Genomic DNA, 15,731 nt, shown 5'->3' on the forward strand with positions numbered 1-15,731 from the left:
CGTCGCTTATTTGTACGCGAGACGCGCTTGATGCCCCACTTCGTATGCCGTGATTTTGTCTTCATGCTGCAGCGTCAGACCGATATCGTCGAGACCGAGCAGCAGGAACTGGCGGCGGTGCTCATCCAAATCAAAGTCGATGCTCAGGCCTTGATCGTCGGTGATCCGTTTGTTCTCCAGATCGACGGTCAGCTTGTAGCCTTCTTTCGCCGCGGTGCGTTGGAACAGCTCCTCGACCTGCTCTTCGCTCAGCTTGATCGGCAGAATGCCGTTCTTGAAGCAGTTGTTGTAGAAAATGTCGGCGAACGACGGCGCGATCACGACTTTGAACCCATAGTCCTGAATGGCCCAAGGCGCATGCTCCCGGGAGGAGCCGCAGCCGAAGTTGGCGCGGGAAATCAGAACGGAGGCGCCTTGATAGCGCGGCTGGTTCAGGCTGAACTCCGGAATCGTATGGCCATTCAGGTCAAAACGCCACTCGTAGAACAGAAATTGGCCGAAGCCGGAACGCTCGATACGCTTCAAAAATTGTTTAGGAATAATGGCGTCCGTGTCCACGTTCACGCGGTCCACCGGACCGACCAGGCCGGTATGCTGTTTAAAAGCTTCCATATCGTTTAACTCCTCGCTTCGATAAAATAATCTTCTTAAGCTTCCTGCTTCACTTTGAATTTCCAATCGCGCACGTCGGTGAAACGGCCTTCGATCGCCGCTGCGACTGCCATTGCCGGAGACACGAGGTGCGTGCGCCCGTCACGGCCTTGTCGGCCTTCGAAGTTCCGGTTCGACGTCGAAGCGCAGCGTTGGCCCGGCTTCAGCACGTCCGGGTTCATCGCCAGACACATGCTGCAACCGGCATCGCGCCATTCAAAGCCCGCTTCGATGAAAATTTTATCGAGCCCTTCTTTTTCCGCTTGGATTTTTACCCGGCCCGAGCCCGGCACGACGATCGCCGTCACGTTCGGAGATACCTTGTAGCCTTGAGCTACGGCAGCCGCCGCGCGCAGGTCCTCGATCCGGCCGTTCGTACAGGAACCGATAAATACGTAATCGATCGTAACGTTCGTCATCGGCGTTCCCGGCGTCAAGCCCATGTACTCGATCGCTTTTTCCGCTGCTTTGCGCTCGTTCTCCGTGCTGAAATCCGCCGGATTCGGCACGCGGGACGTTACGTCGGTACCCATGCCCGGGCTAGTGCCCCAGGTGACTTGCGGAATCAGGCTGTCCGCGTCGAAATCGACTACACGATCGTACACTGCGCCTTCGTCCGTCGTCAGCTGCTCCCACGCCGCTACCGCTTGCTCGAACGCTTCACCTTGCGGCACATATTCGCGTCCGCGGAGGTAATCGAACGTCGTTTGGTCCGGAGCTATCAAGCCTGCTCTTGCACCCGCTTCGATCGACATGTTGCACACGGTCATGCGCTCTTCCATGGACAAGCTGCGAATCGCTTCGCCCGTGTACTCAATCACGTACCCGGTTGCAAAATCCGTGCCGTATTTCGCAATGACGCCGAGAATCAAATCCTTTGCCGTAACGCCTGGCTTCAGCTTGCCGTTGATGCGCACTTCCAGCGTTTTCGGCTTCGCTTGCTGCAAGCACTGCGTCGCAAGCACATGCTCCACTTCGCTCGTTCCGATCCCGAACGCCAAAGCTCCGAACGCGCCGTGCGTCGACGTGTGGCTATCGCCGCAAACGATCGTTTTGCCGGGATGCGTCAAACCGAGCTCCGGTCCCATAACGTGGACAACCCCTTGATCGATGCTGTCCAGGTCAAACAGGGTGACGCCAAAATCCGCACAGTTTTTGGAGAGCGTATCGATCTGCTGCTTGGAAATCGGATCGGTGATATTGAAGCGATCCTTCGTCGGAACGTTGTGATCCATCGTTGCGAACGTCAAGTCCGGACGGCGAACCTTGCGGCCGCTCAGGCGAAGACCTTCGAACGCTTGCGGCGAAGTCACTTCATGGACCAATTGAAGGTCGATATAAATGATGCTCGGCTTGCCCGACTCCGAATGAATAACGTGATTGTCCCAAATTTTTTCGAACATTGTTTTTGCCATCGGTTCCACCTCGGTATCTGAATGATGCTCCTAATGTCACCTATCGTATCACGTCCATCTTCATTGATCCAAGATATAATATCTATAGCCTTCATAGGTTTTCACTATGAGATAATCAAAAAAACGACCGGGGCTCTTCCCCTTCCCGCTGTATAAATGAAGGCCCGGCTGGACAACCTTTCAACGAAAGCAAAAGTAAGGAAACTGGGAGGACTGTACAATGACCGATACGCCTCGCCCTGCAAATGCGGCCCCGTCAGAGGAGCCAACTCCCGGCAAAGTAAAGCTGGTCGCCGAAATGCCCGGAGACGAAGAGATGCGTGAGCATTTGGAAGATATGAAACGGAACGACGGGTATCCCGGCTCTTGCGGGACTTGATGCTTCCTAACCGAAAAAATGCGACTGCTTGCGCGTGCCAGCCAATATTCCGTTATGCCCTGGAAGAAGGAGCCTCCCGCTCTTTCTTCCTTTTTTACTTGCAAACGGGGAGTACCGCACGCCAGCTCTTTTATTCTTATAGCAAATACGTTACGATTAACGTATCATTCATAGGTATTCTTTATAAAAGGAGCCGAGCCGCATGGAACTGCGCCAGCTGCAATACGCTTTGCAAATCGCCATTGAAAAGAACTTTTCCCGCGCAGCCGAAAAGCTGCATATCGCCCAGCCGTCGCTCAGCCAGCAGCTTTCCAAGCTGGAGAAGGAGCTCGGCGTCCTTTTGTTTCAACGGACGACCAACTCGGTGGAGGTCACCTATGCCGGAACCCGGTTCGTGGAAAAAGCGCAAAAAATTCTCGACATGGTCGAGCAGTTAAAACAAGAAATGGAAGACATTTCCCAAATGCGTAAAGGCAAGCTTGTCGTAGGTAGCCTCCCGATTACGGGCGCGCACGTGCTGCCCCTCGTTCTGCCCGTCTTCCAAGAGCGCTACCCGGAAATCGATATCGTGCTCGTCGAAGAGACAACCTCGAACCTCGAACAATTGACGACGAGCGGGCAAGCCGACATCAGCCTGCTTTCCCTGCCCCTGATCGACGACTCGCTTGACTACGAGCCGATCATTGAGGAAGAAATCGTACTAGCCGTCCCGCCGCAGCATCCGCTGGCCGCGCGTCTGACCGAGGGAGCAAACAAAACGGTCAATATTGCGGAATTGCAGGAGGAGCCGTTCATCGCGCTAAAAAGAGGCCAGGGCTTCCGTCAAATCGCGATCCAATTGTGCAACGACGCCGGATTTACGCCGAACATCGTGTTCGAGAGCAGCAATATCGAGACGGTCCAGTCGCTCGTCGCGGCGGGGATGGGCATTGCCTTCATCCCGCATATGCTGCTGAGGGGGCGGAACGAGCTGGCGCCCGCGTACCTGCAGCTGTCCAGCCGGCCGACCCGTACGCTCGTGATCGCCCATCGCAAGGGGCGTTATTTATCGAAGGCGGTCGCCGCGTTCATGGAGACGTTCCGCAAGGTGATGGAAGCCGAACGCGCAAAAGACCGGCCGGAATAATCCGAGCCGGCTTTCGCATGCTGTTTGTGCTTTTTAATATAAGGAAGGACGTCTGTCTTCAAATACCGGAATTTTGCTGCGTACGGCAGGTACCTGGCTAAGATCGACGGATGCGCGAACGATCGTTTCCGCTTCTTCCCCTTCGGCCAGCACCTCGCCCCACGGATCAATGACCATCGAATGGCCGAAAAACTCCGTCTTCCCGCTCATGCCTACACGGTTGCAGGAGACGACGAACATCTGGTTCTCGATCGCCCGCGCCATCAGCAGCGTGCGCCAATGATGCAGCCGCGGGTTCGGCCATTCGGCCGGAACGAATAAAATTTGCGCGCCGCCGAGCGCCAGCTTTCGCGCAAGCTCCGGAAAGCGGATGTCGTAGCAGATCATCATGCCGGCCGGAATACCGTCCAGTTGAAGCTCGCCTGCGCGGTCTCCGCTTTGCAGAAACTTCTCCTCATCCATGAGCCGGAACAAATGAATTTTCGAGTAGTCTCCTGCACGGTTTCCTTGCCGGTCATATGCGAATATCGTATTGTAGACACCGTCGTCCCGCTTCTCCGCGATCGAACCGCCGATGATGTTCACGCCGTTCTTTCGGCTAAACGCCGACAGCAGAGCTTCGGTCCGCTCTCCGTAATGGTCCGCCAGCTCCTGAATCCGATCCAACGCGTAGCCGGTGTTCCACATCTCCGGAAAGACGATCACATCCGGCTTCGTATCGTGAGCGACCGCTTCATGCAGAAGGCTCTCCAGCTTTGCGAAGTTGCGATCGGGCTCTCCTATCGCGATGTCCATCTGCAACAGAGCCAAATTCCATTGTTGCCCAGCCATCTAACCTTCCCCCTCACCCGTCTCGAAATTCCGAACGCAGCGGCCCGCTTGGGGAAACTGCGCCGTTTCTTCCTATTATGATAGAGCAACGGAAGCGGAACTTCAACGCGCCTGTGCAAAGAATATGGTCCAGCGGTCCCGTTCCCGGACGGGCTCATTTATTCCATAGCCCTAGTCCGCTGCGATGGCATCAGCCAAATCCTGAAGCTCCGCATCCGACAATTCATGCAAAATCGAACGGCCCTTCCGGCTCAAAAGCTCCTTTCGATAATAGCTATAGCTTGCGTAGCTTTTGCGCACTTCCCATACCTGCGTTTCTTCCACGACCGAGAACCCGGATGCTTCCAGAGCCTTGCGTATGGCCGCCGCATCGTGACGGCGTCCTGCTTCCAGCTGGCGGAGACGCGGGTACTTCTCGAACCAGTAACCGCGCATATGCTCCCTGCTCCCGGGAAGCAGGCAGTCCTCGGGCGTGCGATCCTGCACGATCAGCAGGTAACACATCCCCTTGAAGTTTGCACATGATAAGCTATGAAAAACGTTTCCCTCGACAGTTAAACGGATGATTCGACGAAATAGACCCGTATACACGCACCGTTTTTCATGTTACATTATTCCTATCCGTTCAGATTATTTACTATATTCCGATAAGAACACGAGGAATTTATTGTATGGCAACACATTTGAAACCAAACAAATGGAGTGACATAGATGAAGACCAACAACCCGACGAAAGCAGCCGTCAGCGCTTTTCCCATGATTCCGGCTGAACGGCTGCAAGAGCTGCCTACCCAATTTTTCGCCACGCTTGTGCGCAAAGCCAATGTTCAGATTGCCGCTGGACACGACGTGATCAATCTGGGACAAGGGAATCCGGATCGACCGACCCCGCCGCACATCGTCAAGGCGCTGCAGCAAGCGGCGGAAAACCCGCAGTACCACCGCTACCCTCCGTTCAACGGCTACTTGTTTTTAAAAGAGGCCGCCGCACATCGATACCGGGAAGATTACGGCGTCGAGCTCGACCCGGAGACGGAAGTGGCGGTTTTGTTCGGCGGTAAAACCGGTCTTGTGGAAATCGCCCAATGCCTGCTCAATCCCGGCGACGTCTGCTTGGTACCGGACCCGGGATACCCGGATTACTGGTCCGGCGTCGCCCTGGCCGGCGGCCGGATGGCCTTCATGCCGCTTCTGGAATCGAACGGGTTCCTGCCGGATTACAGCGCGCTTTCGGCCGATGACGTGAATCGGGCGAAGCTGCTGTTCATCAACTATCCGAACAATCCGACGGCGGTTTCGGCTCCGGCTTCCTTCTATAAGGAGACGATTGCTTTTGCGGCGAAGCACGGCATTGTAGTGGCCAGCGACTTCGCTTACGGCGCCATCGGCTTCGATGGGCAGAAGCCAGTCAGCTTTCTGCAGCTGCCGGGCGCCAAGGAGGTCGGCGTCGAATTTTACACGCTGTCCAAAACGTACAACATGGCCGGCTGGCGGGTCGGCTTCTGTCTCGGCAACCGCGAAATCGTGCGAATGATCAACTTGATTCAGGATCATTACTACTGCAGCTTGTTTGGAGGCATCCAAGAGGCGGCGGCCGTCGCGTTGACCGGTCCGCAGGACAGCGTTTGCGAGCTCGTGCAGATGTACCAGAGCCGCAGAGACGCCCTATTCGGGGCTTTGGACCGGATCGGCTGGCAAGCGTCGCGTTCGCAAGGCTCTTTCTTCACTTGGCTGCCTGTGCCAAAGGGTTATACGTCGGAGTCGTTCTCCGACATGCTGCTTGAGAAGGCCAAGATCGTCGTCGCTCCGGGAGTCGGCTTCGGCGACCACGGCGAAGGCTACGTGCGCCTCGGCTTGCTCAGTACGGAAGAGCGGCTCCGTGAAGCGGTTGACCGAATAGACGCCCTTCGCCTGTTCGGCTGATTCCTTTACAAACCTCCCCCCTCATGCTATGCTAATGAAAAGCAAAACGTATTGATGGGAATAGTAGGAAAGCCCCTGCACGATCAGAGAGTAAATTCCACCGGCTGCGAGAATTTACCGTGGAGCCTTGCCGAACCCGCCCCTGAACGGCCAGCGACGAGCTGGACGGCTTTCCCTGCCGTTACAAGGGACTGAAGCAGGATGGATTGGTCGTCAATTCATCAAGTAAGGTGGTACCGCGGAAGTGGAGGCTTTCGTCCTTAAAGGACGGGGCCTTTTTGCGTTTTCCGCACCTGCCCCGGGGCGGCAGCCAGATCAGTCATAGAAAGAGTGATTCCTATGCAGCAAACGATCGTAGTGAAAATCGGCAGCAGCTCGCTAACGTCCAACGAAGGCGGATTGAACCGGGCAAAAATCGCATTTTTCGCCGCCGAGCTGGCGGCGCTTCACCGTCAAGGCTTTCCCGTGCTCCTCGTGACCTCGGGAGCCGTGGCAGCCGGCTTTCGGGAGCTGGGGTACGCATCCCGTCCCAAGCTGCTGCACGAGAAGCAGGCCTCCGCTTCCGTCGGGCAGGCGCTGCTGATGCAAGCATATCAGGCGGCATTCTTGGGGCAAGGCGTAGGCGTAGGGCAAATTTTGCTGACCCGCTCCGACTTCTCCAACCGCAAGCGAATCCATAACGCGCAGATGACGATTGAAGAGCTGCTGCGCCGCGGAATGCTGCCGATTATTAACGAAAACGATACGGTCTCGGTCGACGAGCTGAAATTCGGCGACAACGATACCCTTTCCGCCCTCGTAGCCAATTTGGTCCGGGCGCAAAGGCTGGTCATCCTTACCGATACGGACGGATTGTACACCGAAGACCCGCGCAAAAACGCGGACGCCAAGCGGATCGAACGCGTGCTGGAAATCGACGAAAACATTTCCCGGATCGCTGGGGGCTCCGGCTCTATGGTCGGCACCGGTGGCATGCGCTCCAAAATCGAGGCCGCTCGAATCGCAATGCGCGGCGGCGTGCCGGTGTTCGTCGGGCGCGTCACGGAGCCCGGCGATCTGACGCTGGCCGTGGAAGGAACCGGGAAAGGCACTTATTTCGATACGGCGGAGCATAATTTACCGATGAAAAAGCAGTGGCTCGGGTTCCACTCCCAGCCGCAGGGCTCAGTCTATGTGGACGAAGGCGCGGAGCTGGCGCTCGTCACAGGAGGCAAAAGCTTGCTGCCCGCGGGCGTCAAGGAAGTGACCGGGGAGTTCCATCCCGGGGATGTCATCGAAGTGCTCGGCCCGGATGGGGAAACGATCGGGCGCGGCGTCGTCAATTACGCCTCCTGGCAGCTTCAAGCCGTTGCCGGTCTTAGTACGGAGGAAGTGCAGAAGCGGATCGAGGTGCCGCGCATCGAAGTCATACACCGCGACGAATGGATTACCCTGGCATCGACGGCTAAAGCAAAGGATGCTGCCGAAACCTAAGCAAGTACGACCTTAGAAAGACGCTTCGAAGGAGGAAATTGAATATGACAACGGATCAAGCTCTAAACCTGAGCGAAGTAGTGCAAAAAGCGAAGCTGGCCAAGCAAGCCGCGCCGAAGCTCGGTTTGCTACGCACCGAGCAAAAGAACGACGCGCTGCTGTGCATGGCGGACGCCCTCGTAGCGGAGGCCGAATCGATTATCGCCGCCAATGCGGAGGATCTGCAGCGCGGGCGCGAGAGCGGCATCAGCACGTCGCTGCTCGACCGGCTGGCCCTGAACCGCCAGCGGATCGAAGCGATGGCTGACGGACTGCGGCAGGTCGTCGCCTTGCCCGATCCGATCGGCGATACGCTGGAGACGTTCGACCGCCCGAACGGACTGCAAATCCGCAAAGTCCGCGTGCCGCTCGGCGTCATCGGCATCATCTACGAAGCGCGTCCGAACGTTACCGTAGATGCGGCCGGGCTCTGCCTGAAAACCGGCAACGCCGTCGTGCTGCGAGGCGGCTCCTCGGCGCTTCATTCCAATAAGCGGATCGTCGAGGTGCTCCACAATGCGCTGAAAACGACCGACGTTCCGGCGGACGCATTGCAGCTCGTCATGGACCCAAGCCGCGCATCAGTTGACGAAATGCTCAAGCTGAACGGCCTGCTCGATGTGCTTATTCCGCGCGGCGGCGCTTCTTTGATTCAGAACGTCGTCAAAAACGCAACCGTGCCGGTGATCGAGACCGGAGCCGGCCTTTGCCATACCTATATCGACGCCAGCGCGCAGCCGGACATGGCGCTGAAGATCGCCATCAACGCGAAGGTGCAGCGGCCTTCGGTATGCAACTCGATGGAAACGCTGCTGGTGCATCGCGATTTTGCGGAGCGTCATCTGGCGAACATCGCCGAGTCATTCGTGCAGCAAATGGTCGAGCTGCGGGGCGATGCGGAAGCGCAGCGGCTCGCACCGGCGGTGAAAACGGCCTCGGAAGCCGACTGGGATACGGAATATAACGATTATATTTTGAACGTTCGCGTCGTGAACGGGCTGGACGAGGCGCTGGCGCACATACACCGCCACGGAACGATGCATTCGGAGTGCATCGTGACCGAAGACGCGGCGAACGCTGCACGCTTCCTGCAAGAGGTCGATGCAGCCGCCGTGTATCACAACGCCTCCACTCGTTTCACCGACGGCTTCGAATTCGGCTTCGGCGCCGAAATCGGCATCAGCACGCAAAAGCTGCACGCTCGCGGTCCTATGGGCTTGCCAGCGCTGACATCGAGCAAATACTGCATTATAGGAAACGGGCAAATTCGCGGTTAACCCAGAAGATCGTATACACTTTATGGATATCGAAAGGAGCAGCCAATATGTCACAGATTTTATCCAAAAACATCACGTTCGTCGGCGCCGGCTCCATGGCAGAAGCGATCATCCGGGGACTCGTCTCCGAGGCGGGCATGGAGGCGGGACAGCTTGTAGCTGTTAACCGGTCGAATGAGGCCCGGCTGCAACAATTGAACAAGCAATATGGCATTCGTTATGCCGCCGGTGCTGCCGAGCGAAACGAAGCCATCGGTTCCGCCGATATCGTCGTACTGGCCTTTAAGCCGAGCGACGCCGCTCAAGGCATACTCGACTTGAAGCCGGTGCTCCGCAAAGAACAACTGCTCGTATCCGTGATTGCCGGGCTTTCCATCGAGACGATGGAGGCGATTCTTGGCAGCCCCGGCTGGGCCATCGTCCGCACGATGCCCAATACGTCCAGCACAATCGGGCTTGGCGCGACCGGGCTCAGCTTTTCCGGCGGCGTCTCGGACGCGCAGCGGCAGCTGGGCGAAGAGATGTTCCGCTCCGTCGGCATCGTATCGATCGTCGAGGAGCCGCTGATGGAGACGATTGTCAGTTTGTCCGGCTGCGGCCCGGCTTACATTTATTATATGATGGAAGCGATGATCGAGAGCGGAATGAATGGCGGGTTGACGCATGAAGAGGCCAAACGTCTGACCGTGCAAACGGTCTTGGGCGCGGCCCGCATGGTCGAGCTGAGCGGAGAAGAGCCGGCCGAGCTGCGCCGCAAGGTGACGTCTCCGAACGGCGCTACGCATGCAGCCATTGAGACGATGGACAACTGCGGCTTCACCGATGCGATCTCCAAGGGGATACGTCGCGCCGCGGAACGCTCCGCCGAAATGGGCGCGGCCATCAGCGCGGCCATCGCTTCCCATACCAAGTAAAGAAGGTGTAAGTTTGTGAGTCTTGCTATATCCTCAGCGTATTGCGTAGCCACCTACCGTTGCTACGACGAGAAAGCCGATTTTCATAAAAAAGCGACCGGCATCGCCGTCGGTCTAACCGTCGGAAGCTGGACCGAGCTGCCGGAAGCGCGCAAGGCGGAGATGGAAAAACATCTCGGCCGCGTCGTCAGCGTGGACGTACACGAACCGTCTGCGGGCGAGCCCGCTTCCGCAAGATATGCCGATATTCGTATTGCTTATCCCGATATTAATTTCAGCCGCGATATCCCCGCCCTACTCGTCACGGTTTTCGGGAAGCTGTCGATGGACGGCCGGATTAAGCTGATCGACCTGGCATTCTCCGAGTCGTTCTTATCCGCCTTCCCAGGACCGCGCTTCGGTATCGAGAGCGTGCGCAAGCTGCTTGGCGTCTACGACCGTCCGCTGCTCATGAGCATTTTCAAATCGGTGATCGGCCATGATCTTCCCGCGCTGCGGGAGCAGTTTTATCAGCAGGCGCTCGGCGGCGTCGATCTGATCAAGGACGACGAGATTTTGTTTGAGAATCCGCTGACTCCGATCGAGAAGCGGGTTGAGCTGTGCATGAAGGCAGCGGCCGAAGCCGAGCGGGAAACCGGCCAGAAGCTGCTGTACGCGGCCAATTTGACCGGACCGACCTTCGGGCTCGTCGAACAAGCCAAAAAAGCGATCGACGCCGGAGCCAATGCGCTGCTGTTCAATGTGCTCGCCTATGGCTTCGACGCGCTTAGCGAGCTAAGCCGTCACCCTGACGTCAACGTGCCGCTGATGGCCCATCCGTCGCTTGCCGGCGCCTTGTATCCGTCGCCGTATCACGGCATCGCCGCGAACGTGCTGCTTGGCAAGCTCATGCGGCTAGCCGGGGCCGATCTCGTGCTGTTCCCTTCGCCGTACGGTTCCGTCGTTATGCCGAGGGAAGAGAACATGGCGATCAAGGAAGCGCTGCTGACAACCGAAACGGCCGACTATATCTACGGCGGGGACGGCGCAACACCGTCTGCGAACGGGCAAGTTCCACTTGCAGCGAGCTTCCCAGTTCCTTCGGCCGGCATTCATCCCGGACTTGTGCCGCTCATCTTGCGGGATTTTGGCGGAGAAGTGGTCGTCAATGCCGGAGGCGGAGTCCATGGCCATCCTATGGGCGCTGCGGCCGGCGGGCGGGCCTTCCGGCAGGCGATCGACGGCTGTCAGGCAGGGGTTCCGCTGCGGGAGTATGCCGCAGACGGGCATCCGGAGCTGCAAGCCGCAATTGACGCATGGGGGATCAAAGAATGAGCAAGCAGCGGGTTATTTTTTGCGATTTCGACGGGACGATTACCGTCAACGACAATATCGTAGCGATTATGAAGCATTTTCAGCCTGAGGGCTGGGATACGTTGGTTAATCAAATTATTTCCAAGGAAATTACGATTCGAGAAGGCGTCGGACGCATGTTTGCGCTGCTTCCGACCTCCCGCCGGCAGGAAGTCGTCGATTACGCGATCGGCAACGTGACGATTCGCAGCGGGTTTCGCGAGCTGCTGGATTACTGCAAGCAGGAGGACATCCACTTCCTGGTGACAAGCGGCGGAATCGACTTTTTCGTTTATCCCGTCCTGTCGTCGTTTGCGATTCCGAAGGAGAACATCTATTGCAACGCGAGCAACTTCAGCGGCACGCATATTCGCATTTTGTGGCCGCATTCGTGCGACGCGGAATGCGACAACGACTGCGGCATGTGCAAAACGCGAATTATTCGCTCCTACCCGCGGGAGACGTACGAGCGCATTATGATCGGCGACAGCGTCACCGATTTTGCCGGGGCCAAGCTCGCCGATACGGTATTCGCCCGCTCCCATCTGATCAAGCTGTGCCAGGAGCTTGGGTTGAACTACTATCCTTTTGAAGATTTTCACGACGTGATCAAGCGGTTAGAGGAGATGAAAGTGCGTGAGCTTTAGCGCCATTCGTTTGGAAGAAAAGCAGCAGGCGTTCGCCGAGCTGCGGGAGATTAAAACTTTGCTGGCCGCACGCGGCTTGTTCCCGGGAACAAGCGGCAACCTGTCAATCCGGACGGGAGAATTTTCTCCCGAGCAGTTTGCGTTTGCCATCACGGCCAGCGGCAAGGACAAGTCGGTCAATACGCCGTCCGATTATTTGATAGTCGACCAGTCGGGCCAACCGATCGAAACGACCGGGCTGAAGCCGTCCGCGGAAACATTGATTCATTGCGAGATTTACCGTTTGACGGGCTGCGGCGCTATTTTTCATGTGCACACTGTGTTTAACAATCTGATCTCCGAGCTGTATGCGGAACGAGGCAGCGTGCCGGTCGACGGCGTCGAGCTGATCAAGGCTTTCAATATTTGGGAAGAGGAAGCGCACATCGATATCCCGATTCTGCCCAACTATGCGGAAATTCCGCGGATTGCCGAATTGGTCGAAGACGCAATCGTGCCGCGCATTCCCGGCATTCTGCTGCGCAAGCACGGCATTTACGCGTGGGGCGCCAATGCCTTCGAAGCGAAGCGGCACCTCGAAGCGTTCGAATTTCTATTCGAGTACGCCTATCGCTGGGCCCTGCTGAAGAAATAACCCCGATATGCCGCCTCAACGCTCGCGCGCGGCCAACTGAACCCGTACAAAAGCCCGTCTACCCCGCTCATCGCAAACAAGCGATGAATGGCGCAGACGGGCTTTTTTGGGGGACGCGTACGGATCATAAGTCTTTTCTCCGAAACGACCATAAGCCGAGCAGCAGCATTATAAGCATATATCCGGCACTGTACATTAAAAAGGCGTTTGAAGGCACACGATCGAAACTGAAGATATCGAAAACGCTTCTCAATTTCACCAGTCCTTGAAGCTCGGTTATGGCAAACAGTTCTGCTTGCATCCGACTTTGCAGTGAGTCGGCCGGCATAACAAGCGACATGATTCCTGCAATCGTCAGCAGCGGCTTAATGGCTATATTTTGATCGATTTGGATCGAGCCTGCTACTTTTTCAATCATGCCCCCGAGCCATCCCGCCCCATAGAGCATCGTCATCAACACACCGTTCCCGGTGGAAGAAAAATGGCAGGAGCCCAGCATCGATAAAGACACAAGCAGCGGCACAACAAATATAAACAAGGCAAACGAACGCGTCAGCGATACGATATCTCCGGGAATTCCGGCATGAATCCAGGATACCAGCAGAATCGATGTAAAGAGCAGAGCCGCATAACCGATTCCCCAGCTAACAAAACCGATCCACCGCCCCATGTACCAGGACAAACGAGACAATGGACGCGTCATCAGCGCCTGCAGCACGCCCTGCTCCGCTTCCCCTGCGATGACGGAGAACGAGCTGAAGATGGACAAAAAAGCAATGACGAACGAACCGAAAAAAAAGCCGAGCGACAAGATCATCGCGCTTCGTTCGTAAACGGCAATCAAATGCTGCATGTCCGATGCAAAATGGCTCTCATGCAAGCTTGCTCCGATAGTTTTGGCTACGAACCAGAAGGCGAACAAGAAAATAACGGTCATCAGCAGTGTCAGCAGCATAACCCGCTTGCGAAGCAGCTCTTTCCAAGTCGAGCCGATGATGGTGATCATTCGCGTTCCCCCCTGTGGCTCCGTCCGGCAACGGAGCTGACGAACCATTCGTCCAGCTTCGTTTTTGCCTTCTTCACTTCGTACAGCGTCATCCCCTGCTCGATGACAAGCGAGTTCAACCAGCCGATCTGCTCTTCATCCTCCAGCTCCGCTTCCAGCCAGACCGCGTCCTCTTCCGCTGCCGTCCCTTCCTTATGGGCAAGAAGGCGTACGGTCAAGCCCGAAGCTTCCTGAAGCCATTCCAGCAAAAACGGCGCAAACCCGCCGACACGAAGGTGCCAGCGGGATGTCTCGTGCAGCACGTCGGCCACGGTGCCGACCTGCAGAATTTGACCGTTATTCAGCAACGCGACGCGGTCGCACAGCAGTTCCACGTCCTCCAACAGGTGCGAGTTGAGAAAAATCGTTTTCCCCCGCGCCTTCATCAGATGGAGCAATTCTCGTACGTCTCTGCGGCCCAAGGGATCAAGCGCGGAGGCCGGCTCGTCCAAAAAAACGATAGGCGGGTCGTTCACCAGAGCGCAAGCCAATCCAAGCCGCTGCTGCATTCCTTTGGAGTACCTCTTGACCCGGTCTTTGCCCCGAAGCCCTAGGCCGACGAGGTCGAGCAGCTCCGGTATGCGCCGCTTCGCCTCGGAAGCTTCAACCCCGCATAGCCGGGCATGCAGCCAAATCACTTCTTCGCCGCTGAGCCATTCCTGATACCGGTACAGCTCCGGCAAGTAGCCAAAATGCCTTCTTGCTTCCAACGAGCCGATCGGATGGCCACAAATCGTACCGTGCCCCTCAGTCGGCCGGATCAAGCCTACGAGCATTTTCACAAAAGTGCTCTTGCCCGCCCCGTTCGGGCCGAGGAAGCCAAAGGCTTCCCCTTCCCCTACGGTAATCGTAATGCTGCGGCAGCCGCGGCCATTGCCGTAATCTTTCGTCAGATCATGCGCTGTAATGGCTTGCTCGTTCAAGAGCCGATCAGCTCCTTCACTTTGTCAAGCAGCGCTTCGCGGTCGGTAAAATTGTCGCCATTTAGCCCAAAGAGTTGACCTTGATTTACCCACATGGCAAAGTAATATTGACGCTTGTCTATAGAATCCGTCATGACCAGCACATCCGTACTTCCCACCTTGACTTTCTCCGAAGGCCGATTCATGATGATAGGCAGCGGCACGTTTCCGGTCGTAAGCAAGTCCACGTTCTGCAAGCTGTCCTTCAGATTATCCGGCAGCAGCGGGAATTGCAAAACAGCTTGCAGCGCCTCAGCCACCGGAATGGACGGATCGACGGATACGACGGGGATCGGCTGTTGTGTCAGGGAGTAGTTGCCTTTACCGTTTTTCACATTCATGTAGACCGTCTCACTCGTTTCAAGCGTAATCGGTTTGCCATCAATGGATTTAGGCAGCGTCTGCTTTGCCCCAAGTCTGGACATTGCCTTATTCACTTCGTCAACGTTTAATTTGAACGTTATTGTCTTGGAATGGCTAATGTAAGGCTTCTCCTGCTCTCCGGTGTAGTCCTTCGGAATGACGATGCTGCGCCCCAAAATCTCGGAAATTTTGTTGGCTGGGAATTGTCCGTCTATTTTGCCGGACGTATTCGTGAATGTGCCAAGCTTGTTGATACTCTCTCTCGTTTGCCCGTCGGGAAAAACGCTGCTCAACAAAGACCGGAGATCGTTTTCCTGAACGACCGTCATTTCCTGCATTCGAAATTTATTCAATATGGAAGCTAGCGCCTCGTTCCCGATTGGCGTGCTGAGGAAAGCGGCCAGTACCAGCACTGCGGCCGCTGCGGCCACCCTTTTGCTCCGCCTTCTGATCCAACGGACGAAGGGATAAGCTTTAGGCGTCTCCGCCGTTGTCCTATCCGGTTCCAAAACAGGCAACGGACGATTATCGGATATAGCGATCGATTGTAACGATTCTATATCCCCGGCTTCTGCTGCCGACGAGTTTATTTTATTGGCTTCTTTCGCCCACTGCTCCCAGCGGAGCGACTTCGGTTCTGAAGCAAGTCGCTGCTGGAGCTTCGCCCAAGCGGCATCCGTGGGATCGGAATTTTTCCTTGCAAATGACTCCGTCATATGC

16 protein-coding genes are annotated in these 15,731 nt (G+C 56.5%); 9 read left to right on the plus strand and 7 right to left on the minus strand.

The window, feature by feature from the left end:
• Positions 1–6 precede the first annotated feature (6 nt).
• Positions 7–612 (minus strand): 3-isopropylmalate dehydratase small subunit, encoded by a 606-nt coding sequence (leuD, locus tag NLX71_RS01030; RefSeq protein WP_254361640.1) that lies wholly within the window; start codon positions 610–612, stop codon positions 7–9.
• A gap of 35 nt (positions 613–647) precedes the next feature.
• Positions 648–2,066, minus strand: a complete 1,419-nt coding sequence (gene leuC / locus NLX71_RS01035) for a 3-isopropylmalate dehydratase large subunit (RefSeq protein WP_254361641.1) — start codon at positions 2,064–2,066, stop codon at positions 648–650.
• A 220-nt stretch (positions 2,067–2,286) separates the two neighbouring features.
• Here leuC and NLX71_RS01040 point away from each other — a divergent pair, with 220 nt between their 5' ends.
• Together NLX71_RS01040 and NLX71_RS01045 are read left to right on the plus strand one after the other, a co-directional pair.
• Complete coding sequence (locus NLX71_RS01040) at positions 2,287–2,445, plus strand: hypothetical protein (RefSeq protein WP_254361642.1); 159 nt, start codon at positions 2,287–2,289, stop codon at positions 2,443–2,445.
• A gap of 202 nt (positions 2,446–2,647) precedes the next feature.
• Positions 2,648–3,571, plus strand: a complete 924-nt coding sequence (locus NLX71_RS01045) for a LysR family transcriptional regulator (RefSeq protein WP_254361643.1) — start codon at positions 2,648–2,650, stop codon at positions 3,569–3,571.
• 33 nt (positions 3,572–3,604) lie between these two features.
• On the opposite strand, the gene NLX71_RS01050 is transcribed toward NLX71_RS01045, so the two are convergent.
• Together NLX71_RS01050 and NLX71_RS01055 are read right to left on the minus strand one after the other, a co-directional pair.
• Complete coding sequence (locus NLX71_RS01050) at positions 3,605–4,402, minus strand: carbon-nitrogen family hydrolase (protein WP_254361644.1); 798 nt, start codon at positions 4,400–4,402, stop codon at positions 3,605–3,607.
• Positions 4,403–4,573: 171 nt separating this feature from the next.
• Positions 4,574–4,906, minus strand: a complete 333-nt coding sequence (locus NLX71_RS01055; RefSeq protein WP_254361645.1) for a hypothetical protein — start codon at positions 4,904–4,906, stop codon at positions 4,574–4,576.
• Positions 4,907–5,113: 207 nt separating this feature from the next.
• On the opposite strand from NLX71_RS01055, the gene NLX71_RS01060 reads away from it, so the two are divergent.
• From NLX71_RS01060 to mtnB, 7 genes are all read left to right on the plus strand, one after another.
• Entirely contained in the window at positions 5,114–6,325 is a 1,212-nt protein-coding gene (locus NLX71_RS01060) for a pyridoxal phosphate-dependent aminotransferase (protein ID WP_302058020.1), read from the plus strand.
• Positions 6,326–6,664: 339 nt separating this feature from the next.
• Positions 6,665–7,798 (plus strand): glutamate 5-kinase, encoded by a 1,134-nt coding sequence (gene proB / locus NLX71_RS01065; protein WP_254361646.1) that lies wholly within the window; start codon positions 6,665–6,667, stop codon positions 7,796–7,798.
• Positions 7,799–7,866: 68 nt separating this feature from the next.
• Positions 7,867–9,114 carry a glutamate-5-semialdehyde dehydrogenase gene (locus NLX71_RS01070; RefSeq protein WP_254361756.1) on the plus strand — a complete coding sequence of 416 codons (1,248 nt, stop codon included), beginning with the start codon at positions 7,867–7,869 and terminating at the stop codon, positions 9,112–9,114.
• Between the two features lie 47 nt (positions 9,115–9,161).
• Positions 9,162–10,028, plus strand: a complete 867-nt coding sequence (proC, locus tag NLX71_RS01075) for a pyrroline-5-carboxylate reductase (protein WP_254361647.1) — start codon at positions 9,162–9,164, stop codon at positions 10,026–10,028.
• Positions 10,029–10,043: 15 nt separating this feature from the next.
• Positions 10,044–11,342, plus strand: coding sequence for a 2,3-diketo-5-methylthiopentyl-1-phosphate enolase (locus tag NLX71_RS01080; protein WP_254361648.1), 1,299 nt, complete (start codon positions 10,044–10,046; stop codon positions 11,340–11,342).
• Complete coding sequence (locus tag NLX71_RS01085; protein WP_254361649.1) at positions 11,339–12,007, plus strand: 2-hydroxy-3-keto-5-methylthiopentenyl-1-phosphate phosphatase; 669 nt, start codon at positions 11,339–11,341, stop codon at positions 12,005–12,007. Before NLX71_RS01080 ends, NLX71_RS01085 begins: the two co-directional genes overlap by 4 nt.
• Positions 11,997–12,641 (plus strand): methylthioribulose 1-phosphate dehydratase, encoded by a 645-nt coding sequence (mtnB, locus tag NLX71_RS01090; RefSeq protein WP_254361650.1) that lies wholly within the window; start codon positions 11,997–11,999, stop codon positions 12,639–12,641. Before NLX71_RS01085 ends, mtnB begins: the two co-directional genes overlap by 11 nt.
• Before the next feature lie 124 nt (positions 12,642–12,765).
• On the opposite strand, the gene NLX71_RS01095 is transcribed toward mtnB, so the two are convergent.
• Genes NLX71_RS01095 through NLX71_RS01105 form a run of 3 tightly spaced genes read right to left on the minus strand, consistent with a single transcriptional unit; the run spans position 12,766 to position 15,727 of the window.
• Positions 12,766–13,647 (minus strand): ABC transporter permease, encoded by an 882-nt coding sequence (locus NLX71_RS01095; protein ID WP_254361651.1) that lies wholly within the window; start codon positions 13,645–13,647, stop codon positions 12,766–12,768.
• Positions 13,644–14,609, minus strand: a complete 966-nt coding sequence (locus tag NLX71_RS01100; protein WP_254361652.1) for an ABC transporter ATP-binding protein — start codon at positions 14,607–14,609, stop codon at positions 13,644–13,646. Before NLX71_RS01100 ends, NLX71_RS01095 begins: the two co-directional genes overlap by 4 nt.
• The gene (locus tag NLX71_RS01105) at positions 14,606–15,727 is read right to left on the minus strand and encodes a hypothetical protein (protein WP_254361653.1); all 1,122 of its coding nucleotides are present in this window, start codon (positions 15,725–15,727) and stop codon (positions 14,606–14,608) included. The genes NLX71_RS01100 and NLX71_RS01105 overlap by 4 nt, the downstream gene beginning before the upstream one ends.
• Positions 15,728–15,731 lie beyond the last annotated feature (4 nt).

Source organism: Paenibacillus sp. MZ04-78.2 (assembly GCF_024213375.1).
GTDB lineage: Bacteria > Bacillota > Bacilli > Paenibacillales > NBRC-103111 > Paenibacillus_G.